A 14,673-nucleotide genomic window follows, 5' to 3' on the forward strand; every position below is an offset into this window, starting at 1 on the left:
TCCCTTAGAAACATATAAACGTACGGTAATATCAAGAAAATAAGGCCAAAGAAATATTTGATACCTACCAAAATAATTAATAGGAATTTTGCGCGTTTTTTCTGTTAATTCAGAAAAAACATTTTGTCCCTAAACAAAATTTGTTAGCGCGCAAACTTTAATTACACTAGAACACCCAAATAAATGTACTGTCTTTTTAATTGAGCATTAAGATATGAAAAAAGAGTTCTTCCTACAAAATTCAGCTGATGAACTTAAAGATATCTAAATTACTACCTTAAACGCCATCTATTGTTGACAATATATTTATCAACTATGAAAAAGAGCCTATCAAGGGTTCTTTTTTGTTATGATCATTCAAATTTCAATTCTATCTTGATACTTAGATTCCCCCACAAATCACCTCTACTTTTTTTGCTCTCAATTATTAATTTCCGTTCCCAATTTAATTGAATTTGTGAATAAAATTCCATCTTATAAAAATAATAAATACAACTAATCGTTATATATTAAAGAGGTGTCAATTTTGTCTTTAAATGAAGAGATTTTAGAAACTAAAACAGATAAAAACATTGAAAAGATCCAAACAAATAACTTAAAACAACTTAAAAATACACTAGATAATATCTTTGATATTAGTGCAGATTTAATTGAACATCCTTTGCAATTAAAAACAAGCACAAATATTTTACTATATTATTTTGAAGGACTTACAGATAGTGTCGCATTAAAAAGCAATGTTGTTACACCATTATTACAAAAAGTGAATGAAGACAGTCAAATATTTAATTCTAATATTATTGCTACTCATACCAAAATAGTATATACATGGAATGAAATTAAAGAAGGATTACTTGAGGGGCAATGTGTACTATTTATGGAAGGAGAAAATCGGTCACTTCTAATAAATACAAAAGGCTGGGCAGAGAGAGCAATTCAAGAGCCAATTTCAGAAGTTACTATTAAAGGATCACATGATGGTTTCATTGAAAATGCCACAAAAAATATAGGCTTAATTCGTCGATATCTTCCTTCTGCAGAGTTAAAAATCAAAAAGTTGACGATTGGAGAACGGGCCACTTCTTTCGTATACTTAATTTACTTAGGTGATGTAGCAAACGCAGATGTAGTCCAAGAAGTAGAAACCAGAATCTGTAAAATTAAAACAGATGCAATATTGAGCATTGGTGAACTATCTAATTTTACAAAGGATCAAAATTGGTCTCCTTTTCCACAGGCTTATTTAAGCGAACGCCCAGATGCTATTTCAAATCATATACTTGATGGAAAAGTAGCGGTGTTAATGGATAGATCCCCTGGCGCAATGATTGTTCCAATGAATTTAATTGGATTCTTTCAAACTCCAGATGATTATAATATTCATTGGCTCGTTGCATCATTTTTTCGCTTATTACGATTTGCAGGATTTATTATAGCTATTTTTTTACCAGCATTTTATATAGCTATAGTCTCTTTTCACTTTGAAATCATTCCTATAGATTTATACACTTCTATTGCAACGTCAAGAGTCAAAGTCCCTTTCTCTCCCTTATTGGAAGCTTTTATAATGGAAATCACACTAGAAATGCTACGTGAAGCGGGTATTCGCTTACCACAACCAATTGGACAAACCATTGGAATAGTTGGAGGAATTGTAATTGGACAAGCGGCTGTTCAAGCTGGTCTTGTTAGTAACGTTATGGTTATCATCGTATCTATTACAGCCATTGCTTCATTTATTGTTTCTAATTATGATTTATCAAGTTCTATACGCCTTATTCGTTTTCCAATGATGTTATTGGCTTACTTTTATGGCATTGTAGGTATTGTTAGTGGATTAATGCTCTTATTTGCTCATTTTGTTTCACTAACTTCATATGGTTCACCATATGGATTGCCAATCGCGCCATTTCGTCTCCAAGAGTTAAAAGATTCTTTTGTAAGATTTCCTATTTCTATGCTTACCAGCCGTTCGAGTACAGGGCAGCCGAAACAAAGAAAGAAAAAAGAAGGTGGTTAACATGGGGAATCTTAAATTTAAAAATATAACTTTATTCGAATTTATTATTTTCATCCATTCGCTGCAACTTGCATCTGGTATGTTAATTATGCCAAGCCCACTTGCAACTACTGCTGGCACAGATGGCTGGATTTCAATCATTCTTGGATGGATGGTTACTTCTATAATCGGTGTATTTATTATATTAATGTTACAAAAAAATCCTAACAAAAATTTCTCACAAATCTTAAAAACATACTTTGGTAAATGGATAGGGACAATTCTTTTTCTTACATATGCCTTTTATCTATTTTTTGCTGGATTTAATACTTTATTAAAGGCAACTGATATTGTAAAAGTGTGGATATTCCCTTCCACTCCTGCTTATCAAATCACCATATTATTACTATTACCTTTTATTATTTTAGCCTTGAGTGGGTTAAGGGCTCTTACTAGTTATTCTATGCTTGTTTTCTTCTTCACTACTTGGATGCCACTATTTCTTCTTTTTTCACTAAAGAGTAACTACAATCCTTTACACCTACTACCTATTTTTAAAGAGGGATTATACCCTATTTTAAAGGCAACAAAAGAAACTATTACTCCTTATGCTGGCTTAGAAATTGCATATTATATATATCCGTTCTTACAAAAAAAACAAAAGGCCATAAAAGGACTACTAATAGCGAATACTGGAACCATGTTTTTCTATCTATATGTTACTATTCTTTCTTATATATACTTTAGTCCAGAGGGGATAAAAGACGTAATTTGGCCCGTATTTCATTTGTTACAAGGGGTTCGTTTTTCTTTCATGGAACGATTAGAAATTATTTATATCGCTTACTATTTAATTGTATTCTCCACTACTTTATATCCGTATTTATTTTTCAGTTTTGAATCTATGACCATATCACTTCAAAAAAACGCCCGAAATTGGGCGCTGCTTGCTTTTATGTTATTTATAGTTGGGCTATTTATTTTCCTAAATCCCGATGTGGATGAATATTTGTTTATATATTCTCTTATGGATATCTTAAATGTCATTTTCTTTATTCTATTACCAATCTTATTTTTCGCTTACAGTATTCTTTTTACTTGGATTACTAGGAGGAAACAACTTTGATTCGAAAATGGATATGGATTGTAATTTGTTGTGTGTATATAATTGGTTGTAGTCAGAGAATTCCTCTTGAGAAGGTTTCATTAATCCTTTTAATTGGCTTGGATAGAACCTCTAATGGAAACATAAAAGTTGGAACAAGCATACCACTCTTTCATCATAAGCAGCAAAAAAGTACTATAGAGCATTGGACACAAGCATCAACTGTATATAATGGATTCAGTAAGATAGATACGAAGTTAACGGGATATCTGACAGCTTCCAAAGCTGAAATCATTTTAATTGGGAAAAAATTAGCGCAAGAAGCAAATTGGTTGCAGGAGCTTGATTCTTCTTACCGTGATCCTTACGCTACCATTAATGCTAAAGTAGTACTTGTAGATGGGCCTGCAGAAGAAATTTTTAAAATTTATAAGCCTAGTAAACCATCACTATCATCTTATATAAATGGTGTAATCGAATCCTCAATTCAAAATAACCAATCCGTCTCTTCTACAATTCAGCAATTAATGAGAGAACAAAATGAAGATGGAATGACGCAAACTGTTCCAATTATCAAAAAAACAAAGAATGAAATCGACACAGTAGGAATTGCATTTTTAAATCGAAAAGGGAAATATTTGACTTATATCCCTAAAAAAGATGTTAAATTTTTCAATCTTATAAATAAGCCAAAAAGTAACGGGCGAATGATACTACACCTTGCACTTCCTCCTAAAAATTCCAACAAAAAAACAAATACTTCTATCTTCGTACAGAACGCGACAAGGAAGGTAGATGTTACTTTTCAAAACGGAAAGTTTGTATTTAATCTCGATATATATGCTAATGTAGCTTTAATAGAAAAAACCAATCCTAATTTAATTAAGGGGTACTATGATAATAAAAAAAATATAAATAATTTAAAAAGTGCTATTCAAAAAGAAATTAATAATAATTTACAAAATATGTTGTATGAAATACAGCAGAATAAAATTGATCCAATCGGATTATCCCTATATGCTAAAGCATTTCAATATAAAGAGTGGAAAAAAGTAAAAGGAGATTGGTCGCAAGCGTTAGCAGAGGCTAAAATAAATGTAAAGACACACGTCAAAATAAAAGATACTGGGACCATTAGAAATTAGTCTAATATTTAATAGCATTTCTTAATAGAATTTTCCCTCTTCAATAATTATTATGTAAAAGATACTAATTCAAAGAAAGATCTAATGGTTAAATGCTAACTACTAGATCTTTCTTTTTATCTAAGTATTTTTTTAGGATTACAATTTTCCTATAGTAAACAAGCACAGGTTTCTAAATTAAGTTACTGGAGAATATATAACTCTGGTGCAATATCCCTACCAGCTTTCATTCCAATAATAACTCCATGATATAACGTCAAAGATGAAATCCCTTAACTTAGGTATTTGACTTTTTAAATTTATACAAATGTCTTAGCTCTATGTACTGTGATATATAGGTCCACATCAATATGTTATTGCATCATATACTGAACAGATAATTTAAATTACTTTTATAAAGGATGATGAGGATGAACTTAGAAGATATACAAAAATCCTATGGCGTAATTGTAAGTTTAGGAGGATTGTGTCAAGTCACCAACCAAATCAAAAGACACAATTTAAGAACATTTTCTGGACCTTTAGATTGGTTTTATTATCCATCACTTTCAGATGTAAACAGATTACTTCAAAATCGATTTAAAAAATTTATGAAGTTGGAAAATATGGTTATAGAAGGTTCAGAAAGTTACGGTCTTATTGAATCAGAATTTGATAATCAAATTAAATGGGCAGAACGAATTACCTACTGTATAAAGGACACTTATTATAATTGTTTTTCAATGCATGATTTTCCTATTAATTCAGAAAAGGATTTGAAATCAACCTATCCTTCTTTTAAAGCTAAATTAGACACTAGAATTAATCGATTCTTTGAAAAAATAAATAGTAGTGAATCCATTTTATTCATTAGAATTTGGGGAAATCGAGATGAAGCGGTTGAATTACAAAACGTATTATCTAAAATTACAAATAAGGATTTTAATATCCTTATTGTTAATTTCAAGGAGGGTATATCTAATATTGTTGAACAAAATTGGGGAATATCGAGGGTTTGTTCAATTGAACTCCCACGTTATCAGGATAGATGGGAAGGTGATGATTCCGATTGGGATGTTATTTTAAACAAAATAACATTAACTTAATAATTTTCTTCTTACTTTTAACATGATTTGGCCCGTAAAATCAAATAGGTGTAGAGAAATAAAATTCCTGTCTAATTGATACACACTTAATTAACAAAACGTTCATATAATAATTCGTAAGTCCTTCTTTATTGAATAAATAGTTCTTTACAAAATTAGTTCCATCACTAGAGCACCTTTATGCGGTGCTCTTTTTTGAATTTATAAAATGTAAAAATAGTTGTTCCATTTTCCTTCAAATGGCTAATTCCCTTTGTTATTCTTCTGTTGATTTCTGTATAATCATTTATGCGATCAGCATATTCTGCTTATGTAGTGCATTCACGACTACTTACTTCCATACTTTATCTTATATTTTGTCTTCTTGGATATTTCATTATAAGCTTCTTCAATTCCCTTGATTTCCTTCCCCTTCTTTTATCTTAAGAACAAGCAATTTCTTTCATCAATATTAAATAAACTAAAGCATAGATTTTAAAAGAACCTAATTTACATATAATTAATGATAAACTACAATGTGTATTCTCCACGTTTAATCAACATCTGAATTATAAATCTAACATATTTTTTTTAGTTGATTGTCATTATGTATAAATGCTAACTTAAATATGTACATTAACGCTTGAATAAATATGTACATTTTCAATTGGATTCTCCATACTGACTCTGAGGTGGTTAGTATGTATATTAAGCTAGATATTCAAACAGAATTTGAGGTTAAAAGTCTTTCAGACTTACCAAATTTTAAAAAACTAATGGGGAACTTAAAAATGAAGATAAATAAAAGTCAATTAGCCAGAGAATTGAATGTGGATCGGCGTACCATAGATAAGTATTTGAATGGTTTTACACCAAAAGGGACAAAAAATAAAACATCGAAAATCGATACATATTATGAAGTGATTGCAGCTCTTTTATCTAGTGATTCTAAACAAATCTTCTACTACAAACGAGTGTTATGGCAGTATCTAACAGACAATCACGGTTTAAAATGTTCACAGTCTGCATTTCGTGCTTATATTAATAGAAAGCCTGAATTTAGAACATATTTTGATGAGGGGAAGCGTATTTTATCAGGTCATTCAGTGGGTGTCCGTTATGAGACACCTCCAGGAGAACAAGCTCAATTAGATTGGAAAGAAAGCATACGATTTGAAACCAAAAGTGGCGAAATCGTATATGTGAATGTAGCTGTACTTTTATTGTCCTACTCGAGATTTAAAGTTTTTCATTTGAATATTTCAAAATCACAAAGTGTTTTAATGTCATTTATGACAGAGGCATTTGAAATGTTTGGTGGTGTACCGAAGGTAATTGTCACGGATAATATGAAGACGGTAATGGATGAAGCTCGAACAGAACACTTTACAGGAACGATTAACAATAAGTTTGCCCAATTCGCTCAAGATTTTGGATTTAAGGTACAACCTTGTATCGCAGGGCGACCAAATACCAAAGGGAAAGTAGAAGCGCCAATGAAACTTCTAGACGAAATTCATGCTTATCAAGGAAGATTCACTTTTGAAGAATTACATGAATTTGTGCAAAAATTATGTGCAAGAATTAATCAAACATTTCATCAAGGGACTGGTAAGATTCCAGTGTTTGCCCCATGCCCATCAACTTAAGGATAGAAACTCTACGGTTTTCCATTAATTGAAATGAACAAACTTTTAAACAGTATAATCCTCTTAAAAATGAGCATACGAAATAAACCCTAACGGGTTTCATTTTTTTCTTATGCAGCTTTCTTTTGTTTTCTCAATCCATTATACTCATAGACAACACCCATAATATCAAAGATAGTTTTCTTCTCATATCGATGGGATTTCCGGCCATTTTTCTTTAGTAGGGTAAACAGGCGGATTAAAACCTTTGTTATTATACGGGTGTTTCTCTGTATCGCTTGATATAACAGGGATAGATGATCTTGAATCATCCCAATTGCTTTATATTCGCTTAGTTCTCTTTTGTGCTTTTGCAACAGAAGTTGGCGCATCTTAAACATCGTGGAAGAACATATAAAAATGGCAATGAGTTTTCCATACACATGGCATTCTAATCGCTCTTGTTTGATAGTTTGCCAATGATGAATTTGAAATAGAGATTTCCACGTTTTAAATATGATTTGTCGGGTAAAAGACTGGCGCGGTATCAGTTGTGATCCGTTTCCAGCCTCTCCCCATAAGAACTGCTCGTGAGGTTTTCCCTCAAGCAGCTCACCCCATAAACTTCATCAAAAGGGTTATGAGACCTATCAAATGGCAGACACTTTCATCGGAAACTCTCTGCACTTTTCAGGGGAAGGACTTTCCAGTCCCAGTAAAGCCCCAGTACACCATAGAGATATTCGTTACTCCATCTCTGCCATCCGATGCTACGCTTTCGTCGTCGTTTCCTTCTCGTTAACAGTGTGCGAATTTTCATCTCCGTATAATCACGTACTTCACTGAAAGCTTGACTAGAGTTCCCAACCCGGAAGTAGTTCACCCATCCAGTCAGTACGGCATTGATTTGTTTTATTAAGTCTTGTGCTGGCTTCGCTCCTGCGTTTTGAATGAGTTCGCGAATTTTTGCTTTCACTGTCGTGCGAGCTTTCTTCTTCGGGATCATGAAAACGAAGAATCCATTCTTATTTCGGTTCGGTATTCGTCTCAGGTCAAATCCTAAAAATCCGAAGGATTCTCCTTTTAGGACATTGACCATCTGAGTCTTCTCCAGATTCAGTTCAACTCCCAAAGGCTTTAACTGTTCCCACAGTCGTCGTAATGCCAGTTCAGCCCATCCACTTTTACTGGAGTGTCCGCTTACAGCGATAACTATATCGTCGGCAAAACGGTGATAGTTTACAGCTTCGTAATTGCCATCAGCTGTTTTACGTCGAATGGTATCAAATGTCCAATCCACTTCATTGAGGTAAATGTTCGCGGCTAGTGGAGAAAATGGTCCCCCTTGCGGGACACCGATCTTTCCTGTTGCCTTAATTACCTGTTTTACAAGATGCATAACCTGTGGGTCTTGGACACGTTTCGCGATTTTCTCCAATAATATGTTGTGTCGGATTGTATCAAAGTAGCGTGACAAATCAACATCAATTATTATGGTCATACGGCGCAATATACTGCGTCGTACTTCTGCCAATGCCTGATGTGGAGAGCGTTTCGGCCGAAACCCATACGAGTTTGGACAGAAATCAGCTTCAAAAATTGCTTCTAATATGAGTTTTAGCGCTCCTTGTACTACACGATCTCGTATACACGGAATTTGCAGAGTTCGCATTTTGCCGTTTGTCTTTGGGATTTCTACTTTTCGATTGGCTTGTGGTTGGTATATTCCAGCTTGTAATTCTTCTTGAATACCCGTTAAGAATGGGATAACTCCTTCTAGTTCTATATCAGCAAAACTTTTTCCATCAATGCCTGGGGCACCATTGTTTTTCCTCGCCTGTTGATATGCTTCGTGAAGGGTTGTAATTTTGGTAATGTGGGTAAATATCCCCCAAAACCGGTGCGTAGGTTCAGACTTCGCCTTTCGATAGATTCGTTGCCTTAGTTCCTGCAAAGTGATGGGTGTTTTTGTCATAGCACCCTTGCCTCCTTTAGTCATACGAAATGTTTACAGGTTCGGATCCTTTCCTCCCCGCGTGTTTTGCTGCACGCAGATCTCTGGTACTACGATCCGTTCCGCCACCCTGACACCTACCGTTCTCACTTCCCGATCGCGGTTATAGAGACGGTCTCCTCGATGAGATTTCTTCATCGGGTGTCGAGGGCTTCTCCAGTTTCCACATTATCTTTCTCTCCATGTCGCCGCTGATACCCCGCCGGTGAGAACTGCCGTTCCAGACTCGTTTCGGTCAGTTCTTGTTGCTTTCGCACGTTATCGACCGTCTCAGCCACCGGAATTGCGTGTAACGAGGCTACATCTACGTTCACTGTACGTTACAACCTGGAGATTTGCCCACATGCCTTTTGCATGTGATGTCAGAGGGCTTCGCCATGTCGCTTTCACTTCATGGCGCCTCTCAGGCTACGGGAGTGGAGTCTATTCTCCCGATTGGACTTTCACCAACTAGATAATGTGTCCTTATCTGGACACGCCGATCTGCCAGCGGAGGGAGTAAAAATCATGGATTTGTTCCATCGGAACCACTTCCCAAGGCGTATTCGTAACATATATGTTGATACCCGTTAATCGTTTACTCTTTTCTGAAAATGTAATCCCCTTTTTACTTTCGGTATAGCTTTGTTTTTTTCTACGTTCCAGTATTTGTTCCTCTGTTAATCGGTAGATAATTACTCTTGTAAATAATCTTTGATTCTTGCCAATATACGACTCTTTTATTTCATACGTTTGTCCTGGTTTTAACGTGTGCATAATGTTCTCTAAATCAACTTGGATATACTGTGACTGTTTTTTGATTGTCCCATTTCGAAAGTATTCTGGAAATGGATTTTTCGTATAGACGGTATGGTTTAACTTAAGTCTTGATATATAGCACACGCCACGTTGATCCATTTGATCTAAGTCTTCCAATGAAAAATATCCTAAATCACGAATACACAGATCACCCGGCCGTAAGGTATCTAAGCAATCTGTTCCAAATGTTTTATCATTATTTTTTCCAGGACCTACCTGGAAGTTTAAAAACTGTCCGCTGTGTAAGTCATATTCTAATTGAATCTTGATACCTGCAGTTTGTGCACAACCACCTGACCCAGGATATACATGTGCTAAATGTTTCGGTACTTGGAAAATCGTCGCATCTAAAATACGGATTCGTTGAAAATACGTGAGTGCTGCACTTGAAATGGCTGATGTTTTACAAAGTTTACTTTTCCATAATGCAGAAAAAATATATTTCAAAAATTCAACCGCTTTTTTATCAAAGCGTTTATTGAGTCCTTCTGGACTCATAAGAGTGCCTGTGGCGGCGTGTAATTGACTGCATAGTCGAACGAGAGAATCACTCGCTGTACGTTGACTGACCCAGATACATATGGTAGCTAATTCATTTCCTGAAAACTTTCGTTTTCTTTTTACAAAACCTAATTCTTTAGCGAGTTCTTCCAAAAGAGAAGGGGTTAAATGACGATACAGCTCTTCAGAAAATAGTTGTAATTCATCTTGAATTGAAAGATTCATAAAAAATGTCATCCTTTCTAGCTAGCTTTTTAGAAAGAATAACGTTTTTTGACACTTGGGGGTAGTGCAAATTCTTAAGTTGATGGGCATGAGTGTTTGCCCTAAAACAGGAAAAGAATCTCCTACAACCACTCCCGAAGAGCGCGATAAGAGATTCCTATATGATTAAGCATAAACTTGTAAAAGTTAATACATCAGGCATGATATCTTACAAATCGAATCAATACTCAGTTCCAGCTGAATATCAAGGTAAAACCGTCGGTTTACAAGTATATGATAATCAAATATATGTTTATCATAACATGAAGTTAATTGTACAACATAAAATCAGCCAATCTAAGCTCAATTATAAAGAAGAACATTATAAAAAAGCATTGGCTAAGTCACTACCTAAATATCCGAACATTGACAATTTGGCGAAACAAAATTTATCAGTAATTGGTGAGGTATATAGAAATGAAGAATAGCTATCAACAATTAACAACAAACCTAGAGTATTTAAAATTAAAACAAATGGCACAACATTTAGGTGACGTAGTCGATTTTAGCATTAATAATGAATTATCCTTCGTAGAGACACTTGTTAAACTGACAAACTATGAGATTGATGTACGAGAACAAAATATGATTCATTCTATGGTGAAAATGGGCGCATTTCCTCATAGAAAGGAGGTTGATGAGTTTGATTTCGAATTCCAGCCGAGTATTAATAAACAACAAATCTTAGATTTTATTTCTCTACGTTTCTTAGAGCAACAAGAAAACATAGTATTTTTAGGACCTAGTGGTGTTGGTAAGACCCATTTGGCCACGTCTATTGGTATAGCAGCAGCTAAAAAGCGAACAAGTACTTATTTTATTAAATGTCATGATTTACTTCAAAATTTAAAACGTGCCAAGATTGAGAATCGCCTAGAATCTCGTTTAAAGCACTATACAAAATACAAATTACTTATTATTGATGAAATTGGGTACTTGCCTATTGATCCGGAGGATGCAAAATTATTCTTTCAATTAATCGATATGCGTTATGAAAAGCGTAGTACCATCCTAACGACCAATATCAACTTCAAGTCTTGGGACGAAGTATTCCAGGACCCTAAACTCGCCAATGCCATACTAGATCGTGTCTTACATCATGCCACGGTGGTCAGTATTGTAGGACAATCCTATCGAATTAAAGATCATTTTAGCAAAGAAAATGATTGATTTTGTACATGCTTAAACAAGCGAAAATGTACATGTTTATCTTGACATTTACATCATTATGGTACAACCGTGTATACATTTACCAAACAAACTACATAGTTTAAATTAGTAAAATATATTGAGAGGAAGGAAATAAATCTATGAAAGTCATAATTTTGTGTGGCGGAAAAGGGCTTCGGATGCAAGGAATTTTAGAGGACATTCCCAAACCATTAGTTCGAGTTCAAGGAAAGCCTCTCCTCTTGCATATAATGAATTGGTATAGAAAATATGGACATTCTGATTTCATTTTGCCCTTAGGATATAAAGGTGAGAAAATTAAGGAATATTTTATGGACTTTAGCTGGAAAGAGAATGACTTTAGTTTGAATTTTAAAACCAGTCAATATACGCTACTTCAGAAATTAGAAAATTGGAATATACACTTTATAGATACAGGAATTGATACAATGACCGGGGCAAGACTAAAAAAACTTGAATCCTTTGTACAGGGTGAAACCTTTTTATTAACTTATGGTGACGGATTAGCCAATATAGATATTGATCAACTAATAGCATTCCATAAAGAAAAAGGAAAAATTGCTACATTAACTGGAATTAAAAAAAATAGTCAATACGGCCTATTGGCGGTCGAAGATGGAATTGCTATTGATTTTAAAGAAAAACCATTACTTGATGAAGTAATTAATGGCGGTTTTTTTGTATTTAACAAAGAAATATTCGATTATTTAAGTAATAATGATGATTGTGTTCTAGAAGAAGATCCTCTTCGAAATTTAATAAAAGACAATGAGCTCGCAGTCTATGAACACAATGACTTTTGGGCTAGTGTCGATACACCTAAAGATTTAAAAACTGTAAATGAAAGTTGGAATCCAAATAAATTTTAGTGGAGAGGACTGAATAAGCATTGAACTCTAATGATAAAAAAATAAGTTTACCTCGATTGTATATCCCCTCTAATGAGAAAATAGTTAACCCACTTTCAACAGGAATTAAAGCTTCAAATCTCTCCAAAAAAAATACTCAAAAAAGAATTGATCCCCAATTCTATAATCAACAACATGATCTAAATAATCATTTCTGCGTCATTGTAGGTAGTGAGTATGTCTTGAAAATTATTGCTTTACAGCAATCATTAATGCAGTACTCAGAAAAATTCACATTGTGGATTTGTTGTATAGATCCTTTTGCATATTCACTATTAAAAGAAATGAGTTTAATTAATGTAAACCTTTTACAAGTTGAAGAATTGGAAGATCGTGAACTAAAAGCAATTAAGAGAAAAAGAAAAGTAAATGAATATTGTTGGACTTTAAAATCTGTCTTGATAGAATATTTATTGGTCAATTATGATTTACCATCTATTCTATATTGTGATGGTGATTTATGCTTTTTCTCTGACCCTAATATTATTTTTGAGGAATGGGGTGACCATTCTATTTTCCTAACCCCCCAAAGAGATCGTGATTGGGTAGAAAAAATGTATGGAAAATATCAGGCTGGTCTAATTGGATTTAAGAATGATCTCTATGGACTAAAAAGTGTAAGATGGTGGAAAAATAAATGTATAGATTGGTGCAGTGCCGAGGCTGAGGAGGGGAAATTTGGAGACCAAAAGTATTTAGATTATATCCCTATATATTTTCCAAAAGTAAAAATTTCAAATAACTTAGGTATAAATGCTGCACCTTGGAACTGTATATATAATAACGATTATAAAATTGACAAGACTAAAAACGATATATTTATTGAAAACGACAAACTAGTTGTTTACCATTTTGCATGTATTACTATCTTTACTGAAAATGATTTTGATCTTTGGTCTTTGGGAGAAATTTCAATACCCAATAATATATTAAACCATATTTACACTCCGTATTTAGAGAGAATTCAATTTGTTTTAAAGCAATTAAAGGATAAATTCAATAAAGATACTAAACAATTTTTAAGTAAAAAAGATATAAATAAAGCTCAAACTTTATATAAAGATTCACAATTAAGAAGAAAAATGAATCAATCCAATCATTTTATGAACTTTTCCATGATTATAAGTAAAGAACGATTAATTCAAGGATTGACCTCTTATTATTCCTTAGAAAATTTCAACGCTAAATTTACTGTATGGATCTGTTGTATGGATGATTTAACTTATCAAATATTAGAAAAATTAAAATTAAAGCACGCCATACTAATTCCGGTACAAGAAATTGAAAATCATGAACTCCTCAGTATAAAAAATGATAGAAGTTTACAAGAGTATTGTTGGACATTAAAAGCGCCCCTATGTCTACATGTCCTTAGTCTTTATCCGGAAGTTGATCACATTATATATTGTGATGCTGATATGTATTTCTTTACAGCACCTAATATCATTCTTGATGAATGGTGGAAGTACTCTGTATTCCTTTGCCCTCAAAGAAGCTCTACTGAAATTGAAAGCATACACGGTATATACCAAGCTGGTTTAGTAGGCTTCAAGAACGATCAAAATAGTAAAGAAATTTTAACATGGTGGAAAGATAAATGCCTAGAATATTGCAATAATCAATATGATGTTGAAATGAATAGATGGGGTGACCAAAAATATTTAAATCACATTCCTAACATCTTTTCTAATATAAAAATCATGACTCATAAAGGTATTGATGCAGCACCTTGGAATGTCATTTTAAATAGCAGTTCTATATCCAAAACAGATAATAAAGTTTTTATTGATCAAGATGAATTAATAGCTTTTCATTTTGGAAGTATGCAAATTATTAATCCAAATGAGTTCGATTTATGGAAACAAGAAACTTTAGAATTACCTCCAGCAGTTTTAGATTATATATACATTCCTTATATTGAACAATTGAACAAGACATGTCATACCCTTCATAATACTTTTCAAAAATCTCCCTCCTCTTTATTTGCTGACCAAATTGATACAACAACAATAAAAAATTATTTTAAATACCCCTCCACTCATCACAATTAAGACTG

General features: G+C 33.5%; 8 protein-coding genes and 4 pseudogenes. 9 read left to right on the forward strand and 3 right to left on the reverse strand.

All coding sequences use genetic code 11. The annotated features are described in order from the left end of the window. Nucleotides 1-526: 526 nt before the first annotated feature. From ACXKY9_RS16855 to istA, 5 genes and pseudogenes are all read left to right on the forward strand, one after another. Nucleotides 527-2,020, forward strand: coding sequence for a spore germination protein (locus ACXKY9_RS16855; RefSeq protein ID WP_000055694.1), 1,494 nt, complete (start codon nt 527-529; stop codon nt 2,018-2,020). A 1-nt stretch (nt 2,021) separates the two neighbouring features. Next, entirely contained in the window at nt 2,022-3,125 is a 1,104-nt protein-coding gene (locus ACXKY9_RS16860; RefSeq protein ID WP_000527362.1) for a GerAB/ArcD/ProY family transporter, read from the forward strand. Further along, nucleotides 3,122-4,249, forward strand: coding sequence for a Ger(x)C family spore germination protein (locus tag ACXKY9_RS16865; RefSeq protein ID WP_000619985.1), 1,128 nt, complete (start codon nt 3,122-3,124; stop codon nt 4,247-4,249). The genes ACXKY9_RS16860 and ACXKY9_RS16865 overlap by 4 nt, the downstream gene beginning before the upstream one ends. Before the next feature lie 410 nt (nt 4,250-4,659). Continuing rightward, entirely contained in the window at nt 4,660-5,334 is a 675-nt protein-coding gene (locus tag ACXKY9_RS16870; protein WP_001047152.1) for a papain-like cysteine peptidase, read from the forward strand. A gap of 680 nt (nt 5,335-6,014) precedes the next feature. After that, a pseudogene (gene istA, locus ACXKY9_RS16875) lies at nt 6,015-6,944 on the forward strand (IS21-like element IS232 family transposase); the annotation flags it as partial. 128 nt (nt 6,945-7,072) lie between these two features. Here istA and ACXKY9_RS16880 read toward each other — a convergent pair. From ACXKY9_RS16880 to ACXKY9_RS16890, 3 genes and pseudogenes are all read right to left on the reverse strand, one after another. Next, a pseudogene (locus ACXKY9_RS16880) lies at nt 7,073-7,465 on the reverse strand (IS4 family transposase); the annotation flags it as partial. A gap of 143 nt (nt 7,466-7,608) precedes the next feature. Further along, nucleotides 7,609-8,916 (reverse strand): group II intron reverse transcriptase/maturase, encoded by a 1,308-nt coding sequence (gene ltrA / locus ACXKY9_RS16885; protein ID WP_000169371.1) that lies wholly within the window; start codon nt 8,914-8,916, stop codon nt 7,609-7,611. Nucleotides 8,917-9,429: 513 nt separating this feature from the next. Further along, nucleotides 9,430-10,479 (reverse strand): annotated as a pseudogene (locus ACXKY9_RS16890) (IS4-like element IS231C family transposase); the annotation flags it as partial. A 92-nt stretch (nt 10,480-10,571) separates the two neighbouring features. Between ACXKY9_RS16890 and ACXKY9_RS16895 the strand changes: the two are divergent. From ACXKY9_RS16895 to ACXKY9_RS16910, 4 genes and pseudogenes are all read left to right on the forward strand, one after another. After that, a pseudogene (locus ACXKY9_RS16895) lies at nt 10,572-10,946 on the forward strand (Mu transposase domain-containing protein); the annotation flags it as partial. Then, entirely contained in the window at nt 10,936-11,688 is a 753-nt protein-coding gene (gene istB / locus ACXKY9_RS16900) for an IS21-like element IS232 family helper ATPase IstB (protein ID WP_000798699.1), read from the forward strand. The pseudogene ACXKY9_RS16895 and the gene istB, both read left to right, overlap by 11 nt. A gap of 140 nt (nt 11,689-11,828) precedes the next feature. Next, nucleotides 11,829-12,578 (forward strand): sugar phosphate nucleotidyltransferase, encoded by a 750-nt coding sequence (locus ACXKY9_RS16905; protein WP_000864432.1) that lies wholly within the window; start codon nt 11,829-11,831, stop codon nt 12,576-12,578. A 20-nt stretch (nt 12,579-12,598) separates the two neighbouring features. Next, nucleotides 12,599-14,668: a hypothetical protein gene (locus ACXKY9_RS16910; RefSeq protein ID WP_001087523.1), complete on the forward strand. Its 2,070-nt coding sequence runs from the start codon at nt 12,599-12,601 to the stop codon at nt 14,666-14,668. Nucleotides 14,669-14,673: the final 5 nt, after the last annotated feature.

The organism is Bacillus sp. 2175, from assembly GCF_057812155.1.

Coding starts and splice junctions, on each gene's coding strand:
- ACXKY9_RS16860 (WP_000527362.1), top strand. CDS start 2,022: ATGGGGAATCTTAAATTTAAAAATATAACTTTATTCGAATTTATTATT.
- ACXKY9_RS16870 (WP_001047152.1), top strand. CDS start 4,660: ATGAACTTAGAAGATATACAAAAATCCTATGGCGTAATTGTAAGTTTA.
- ltrA (WP_000169371.1), bottom strand. CDS start 8,916: ATGACAAAAACACCCATCACTTTGCAGGAACTAAGGCAACGAATCTAT.
- istB (WP_000798699.1), top strand. CDS start 10,936: ATGAAGAATAGCTATCAACAATTAACAACAAACCTAGAGTATTTAAAA.
- ACXKY9_RS16905 (WP_000864432.1), top strand. CDS start 11,829: ATGAAAGTCATAATTTTGTGTGGCGGAAAAGGGCTTCGGATGCAAGGA.